The organism is Bergeriella denitrificans NBRC 102155 (genome assembly GCF_001592185.1).
GTDB classification, from domain to species: Bacteria; Pseudomonadota; Gammaproteobacteria; order Burkholderiales; family Neisseriaceae; genus Neisseria; species Neisseria denitrificans.
In genome coordinates this window covers 1-6,300 of the sequence record NZ_BCWL01000129.1, presented here as the reverse complement: position 1 = coordinate 6,300, position 6,300 = coordinate 1, and the positions used below count along the sequence as shown (strand labels likewise).

At 56.1% G+C, this 6,300-nt stretch carries 5 protein-coding genes; all 5 read left to right on the top strand.

Annotated features, from left to right (window positions below; all coding sequences use genetic code 11):
• The first annotated feature begins 50 nt into the window (after nt 1-50).
• The 5 genes from BDE01S_RS07440 (at nt 51) to gcvP (ending at nt 6,217) form a co-directional block, all read left to right on the top strand.
• Nucleotides 51-740, top strand: coding sequence for an aspartate/glutamate racemase family protein (locus BDE01S_RS07440; RefSeq protein ID WP_066079563.1), 690 nt, complete (start codon nt 51-53; stop codon nt 738-740).
• Nucleotides 741-747: 7 nt separating this feature from the next.
• On the top strand, nt 748-1,281 hold the full coding sequence (locus BDE01S_RS07435) for a DNA-3-methyladenine glycosylase I (protein WP_066079560.1): 534 nt from the start codon (nt 748-750) through the stop codon (nt 1,279-1,281).
• Between the two features lie 197 nt (nt 1,282-1,478).
• Nucleotides 1,479-2,081 (top strand): hypothetical protein, encoded by a 603-nt coding sequence (locus tag BDE01S_RS07430; RefSeq protein WP_066079557.1) that lies wholly within the window; start codon nt 1,479-1,481, stop codon nt 2,079-2,081.
• Nucleotides 2,082-2,117: 36 nt separating this feature from the next.
• The gene (locus BDE01S_RS07425; protein ID WP_066079554.1) at nt 2,118-3,272 is read left to right on the top strand and encodes an MFS transporter; all 1,155 of its coding nucleotides are present in this window, start codon (nt 2,118-2,120) and stop codon (nt 3,270-3,272) included.
• A gap of 92 nt (nt 3,273-3,364) precedes the next feature.
• Entirely contained in the window at nt 3,365-6,217 is a 2,853-nt protein-coding gene (gene gcvP, locus BDE01S_RS07420) for an aminomethyl-transferring glycine dehydrogenase (RefSeq protein WP_066079551.1), read from the top strand.
• Nucleotides 6,218-6,300: the final 83 nt, after the last annotated feature.

Sequence of the window (6,300 nt, the reverse complement as noted above, 5' to 3'; positions counted from 1 at the left end):
AGCCGGGCAAGCCAACGCCGTAGCAGAAATTATATAAACGGAGAAGCAGTATGAAGACCATAGGCATTATCGGCGGCATGAGCCCGGAAAGTACGGTTTTGTATTACCAAACCATCAATCGGGAGGTAAATGCGCGTCTGGGCGGCAACCGCAGCGCCGATATGGTGATGCACAGTGTGGATTTTGAAACCATCGCCGCCATGCAGCGTGCGGGTGATTGGGCGGGCGCTGGCGCGGTATTGGCTCAGAGTGCCGCCAAATTGCAAAGTATCGGCGCGCAGGCTTTGGTGTTGGCCACCAATACCATGCACAAAGTTGCCGCCGATATTGAAGCGGCCGTCGATATTCCGCTGCTTCATGTGGTGGATGCCACTGCGGATGCCGTGAAGCGTCAGGGCTTGGCAAAAGTCGGCCTGCTGGGTACGGCATTTACCATGAGCGACGGGTTTTATACGCAGCGCATGGAAGAGCAGGGTGTGGATGTGCTGGTGCCGTCTGAAAAAGCGCAAAGCGAAATCCACCGCATTATTTTTGAAGAACTCTGCCGCAACCGTATCGAGCCTTCGTCGCGTGACTATTATTACCGCGTGATTGAAGACTTGAAAGCGGCCGGCGCGGAGGGCGTGATTCTCGGCTGTACCGAAATCGGGCTGCTTGTGGACGCGGAAAACAGCCCGCTGCCCGTATTCGACAGCGCACAAATCCATGCACAGGCTGCCGTTGAGTTTGTTTTGTCTTAGGAATTTTATGACCTCCTACTGCCAATTCGTCGCCGCGCTGCCCGACGATACCGATAACCCCAACAGGCACTACCACGACCATGTGTACGGTTTCCCCGTACACGATGACAACGAATTATTCGAACGGCTGGTGTTGGAAATCAATCAGGCGGGCTTGAGTTGGACGATTATTTTGAAGAAACAGGCGGCGTTTCAGACGGCCTTTAAGGGCTTCGACATTGCCGCCGTTGCCGCGTTTGATGATGAAGACCGTGCGCGTTTGCTGGCGGATGCGGGTATTGTGCGCAACCGTTTGAAAATCAATGCGGCGATTTATAACGCGCAGCAGATTTTGGCTATTCAACAAGAATACGGTTCGTTTAAAAACTGGCTCGACAGCCACCACCCGCAAGACAAAGCCGCGTGGGTGAAGCTGTTTAAAAAACAGTTTAAATTTGTCGGCGGCGAGATTGTCGGGGAATTTCTGATGAGCACCGGCTATCTCGACGGCGCGCATGATGCGGATTGCCCGGTGCGGGCGCGGATTGCAGAGGCCGTCTGAAAAAGTAGGGTATGGCCGCTGTTCGTGTGAAAAACAAAATAATGATGAAAATCAGTATGATATACCGTGAATGCTTTGTGCCATTCTGATTTGATAAGACGGTATTTTTTAGAATAACAATAGCCATAGATATTTTTAGAATAACAATAGCCATAGATATTTTTAGAATAACAATAGTCATAAAAGAGGAGCTGTAAATGAAAAAATGGCTGGTCATTTTCCTGGCGGGTATCGCGGTTGCAGGGTGTTCGGCAAGGGCTGTGGTGGTCAACAAAAAGGTGGACTACGACCAGAGAACGGAAGCGCGGGTGCGGGTTTATCTGCCCAACGGCAACAGGACGACTTTTGTGTTGAACGACACGCAATGCGGAGACGTTAAAGCCAAACCGGGCAAAGTGAGTAAAAATCCGTTTTCCCGACAAAATATGCACAACGGATTGCCTAAGCGCACCCTGAAAAACATCAGCGTCGGTATGCCCGCAACAGAGCGCAGCTTGCGGACGGCCGACCGTTCCAGCTATTTTGAAACGGATGTCTTTAGAGAGCAGGTTGTGACCGCAGGCAAACCTGCAGTAGTCAAGGGCAGCAGCCTGTTTGCCGGCGAAAGCGCGACGGTTTCGTGCAATATAGCCGGAGAATTTACGCCGAAAGCCGGTAAGGATTACGAAATCGATTACCGCGTCGTCGGCGGATACTGCCGTCTGTTTATTTATGAATTAAAGGCGGCGGATAAACCGCAGAATCAGGCGGTTCGTGCCGAGCAGGGCAAGGAAGTTTCTTATCGGAAATGCCATGCCTGATAACGCGCCCGAGTACACAGCCGGACGGAAAATGCCATGAAACTCGCCATTTTTCTGAAAGCAGCGGTTTTTATCATCGGTATGTCGGCCTTTCTTCAGGTCTATTCGGTGCAGGCGGTGTTGCCGGTATTGATGGCGGATTTGCGGGCGACGGAAGTGCAGGCGGGATTGGCGGTCGGCGCCACGGTGTTGGGCGTGGCCTTGATGTCGCCGTTTATGGGCATGCTTTCGGATGCCTTCGGCCGCAAAATTTTTATTGTCGCGTCGCTGCTTTATCTGTCGCTGCCGACGGCGCTGCTGGCTTTTTCGGCCGACATCCACCAAATGATTGCGCTGCGTTTTCTGCAGGGCTTGGCGGTGCCGGGCATTACGGTGGTGCTGATTGCCTATATCGGTGAGGAATTTGAAGCAGGGCAAGTGGCGCGGCTGATGGCGGTGTATGTGTCGGGAACGGTGCTGGGCGGTTTTCTCGGCCGCTTCCTGCTCGGCTATTTGAGCGAATGGGCGGGCTGGCGCGGCGCGTTTGCGGTGATGGCGGCGTTGAGTTTGGCGTGTGCGCTGTTTGTGTGGACGCAGCTGCCGAAATCGCGGCGTTTTACCGCCAAGCCCGATTTTCAGACGGCCTTTGCCACGCTGAAATCACATCTGCACAACCGCTATGTGGTGTCGGCGTCGCTTTTGGGCATGTGCGTATTGTGTTCGCTGGTCGGCTGCTTTACCTACATCAACCTGCATTTGGCCGATGCGCCTTACCGTATGGGCAGCAGTGAGTTGGCCGATATTTTTGCGGTGTACCTGATCGGCATGGTGATTACCCCGCTGTCGGCGCGGCTGATGGCGCGTTTCGGCAGCGTGAAAACCATAGTCTTGGCAGTGTGTCTGTCGATGGCGGGCGTGCTGATGACCCTGTTTGCGCCGATAGCGGCGATTATTGCCGGGCTGGTGTTGGTGTCGTCGGGCGTGTTTGTCACCCAAGCGGCAACGATTAATTACATTTCCGCCCACGTCAAACAAGGCCGATCGCTCGCTTCGGGTTTGTATTACATGGCTTATTACAGCGGCGGCACGCTCGGTGCGTGGCTGTGCGGGCTGGCTTATGCGGGTGCGGCGTGGCCGGGCGTGGCGGCGGTTTTGCTGGCCGTGCAGGCGCTGGCCTTGCTGGTGGTGCTGAAAAAGATGAAAACGGTGTAAAATGGCATGAATATTGCTTGCCAGTAACATTTTGAAGATTACCGAACGGGACGCGTTTTCAGACGGCCCGACTCAATGCAAAAGGAAAAACAATGAAATTACACGACTTGTTTAACCCCGACGAGTTTGCGAAGCGCCATATTTCTTTCGGCGACGAAGCGGCTCTGCTCAAAGCCCTGGGCGAGAAAAGCATGGCGGGTTTTATCTCGAAAACCGTGCCGAAAAGCATTCGTATGCCCGGTGAACTCGACCTGCCCAAAGCGGTAAACGAAGCGGAATCTCTGGCGAAGCTGAAAAGCATGGCCGCCCAAAATCTGGTTGCCAAGTCCTACATCGGCTTGGGCTATTACCCGACCCGCATGCCGAACGTGATTTTGCGTAACGTGCTGGAAAATCCGGGCTGGTACACCGCCTACACCCCGTATCAGGCCGAAATCGCGCAAGGCCGCTTGGAAGCGCTGCTGAACTTCCAACAGATGACCATCGACCTGACCGGCCTGCAGGTGGCCGGCGCATCGCTGCTGGACGAAGCCACCGCCGCCGCCGAAGCCATGGCGATGGCCAAGCGCGTCGGCAAAGTGAAATCCGACAAATTCTTTGTGGACGAGCGCGTTTTGCCGCAAACTTTGGACGTAATGAAAACCCGCGCCAAATACTTCGGCTTCGAGCTGGTGGTCGGCGATGTGAAGAAAGCCCCCAAAGGTGAATACTTCGGCGCGCTGCTGCAATATGTGGGTAAAGACGGCGATGTTATCGACCTCAAACCGCGCATCAGCAAGCTGAAAGAAAAAGGCACGATTGTGGCCGTAGCCGCCGACATCATGAGCCTGGTGCTGCTGAAATCGCCGGGCGAAATCGGCGCCGACATCGCTTTGGGCAGCACGCAGCGCTTCGGTATTCCGATGGCGTTCGGCGGCCCGCACGCGGCTTACTTCGCGTTTAAAGACGAATTCAAACGCTCCGCCCCCGGCCGCATCATCGGCGTATCCAAAGACGCATCCGGCAAGCCTGCGCTGCGTATGGCGCTCTCTACCCGCGAGCAGCACATCCGCCGCGAAAAAGCCACGTCCAACATCTGTACCGCCCAAGCCCTGCTGGCCAACCTGGCCGGTATGTACGCCGTTTACCACGGCCCGCAAGGCCTGAAAACCATCGCCGAGCGCATCCATGTGTTGGCATCCGCATTCGGTAATCTGGTGGAAAAAGCCGGCCTGGAATTGGTGCACGACACCTTCTTCGATACCGTCGCCGTTGATTTGAAAGACAAAGCGCGCGCCGACCAAGTGTTCGAGCTGGCCGCATCCTGGGGCTACAACCTGCGCCGCGTCAACGACACCGTATTGGCTGTGGCCTTCCACGAAGAATCCGAGCGCGGCGAGCTGTCGGTGCTGTACGCATTCTTTACCGGCCAATCCAGCGTGCTGCTGGAAGCCGATGTCGACAGCCGTCTGAAAAAGACCCTGTTGCGTAAAGACGCGATTCTGACGCACGAAGTGTTCAACCGCTACCACACCGAACACGAAATGCTGCGCTACCTGAAAAAGCTGGAAGACCGCGATTTGGCGATGAACCGCAGCATGATTTCGCTCGGCTCCTGCACCATGAAGCTGAACGCCACCAGCGAAATGCTGCCGATTACCTGGCCCGAATTCAGCAACATCCACCCGTTTGCCCCGCGCAACCAAGTCCGCGGCTATCTCGACCTGCTGGCCGGCCTGGAGCAGCAGCTCAAAGCCATCACCGGTTTCGACGCCATCTGTATGCAGCCGAACTCCGGCGCGCAAGGCGAATACACCGGCCTGCTGTCCATCCGCCGCTATCATGAAGCCAACGGCGAAGCCGGCCGCGACGTGTGCCTGATTCCGCAATCGGCGCACGGCACCAACCCCGCCACCGCTGCCATGCTGGGCATGAAAGTCGTGGTTGTGAAAACCGACGAATTCGGCAACGTTGATGTTGCCGATTTGAAAGCCAAAGCCGAGCAGCACAAAGACACGCTGGGCGCGCTGATGATTACCTATCCGTCCACCCACGGCGTGTACGAAGAAGGCATCCGCGACATCTGCCAAATCGTTCACGACAACGGCGGTCAAGTATATATGGATGGCGCCAACATGAATGCCCAAATCGGCATCATGCAGCCGGCCGAAGTCGGTGCCGACGTATTGCACATGAACCTGCACAAAACCTTCTGCATCCCGCACGGTGGCGGCGGCCCCGGCATGGGTCCCATCGGCCTTAAAGCCCACCTCGCCCCGTTTGCCCCGAGCCACAGCGTTTCCCCGGTGGACGGCATCAGCCCCGAAATGAGCGCTGTGTCCGCCGCACCATTCGGCTCCGCAGGCATCCTGCCGATTACCTGGATGTACATCACCATGATGGGCAAACAAGGTATGCAGCAGGCCACCGAATGGGCTCTGCTCAACGCCAACTACGTTGCCAAAGCCCTGAGCCAGGATTACCCGATTCTCTACACCGGCAAAAACGGCCGCGTGGCGCACGAATGCATCGTCGATCTGCGTCCGCTCAAAGCCGAGAGCGGCATCACCGAAACCGACATCGCCAAACGCCTGATGGACTACGGCTTCCACGCCCCGACCGTGTCCTTCCCCGTGGCCGGCACGCTGATGATCGAGCCGACCGAATCGGAAAGCAAAGCCGAGCTCGACCGCTTTATCGCCGCGCTGAAAGCCATCCGCAAGGAAGTGAAGAACGTGCAGGACGGCGTATGGCCGAAAGACGACAACCCGCTGGTAAACGCCCCGCACACCGCCGACGACCTCACCAAAGAGTGGACGCATCCTTACAGCCGCGAAGAAGCCGTTTTCCCGCTGCCGTATGTGCGCGAACACAAATTCTGGCCGAGCGTCAAACGCGTGGACGACGTATATGGCGACCGCAACCTGATCTGCACCTGCCCGCCGGTATCGGACTATGAAGACTGAAGCCGCGTAAGCAGTTGATAGCAAAAGCCGTCTGAAATATTCAGACGGCTTTTTTTGTATAGTCGAATAAAATAAGAATGGGA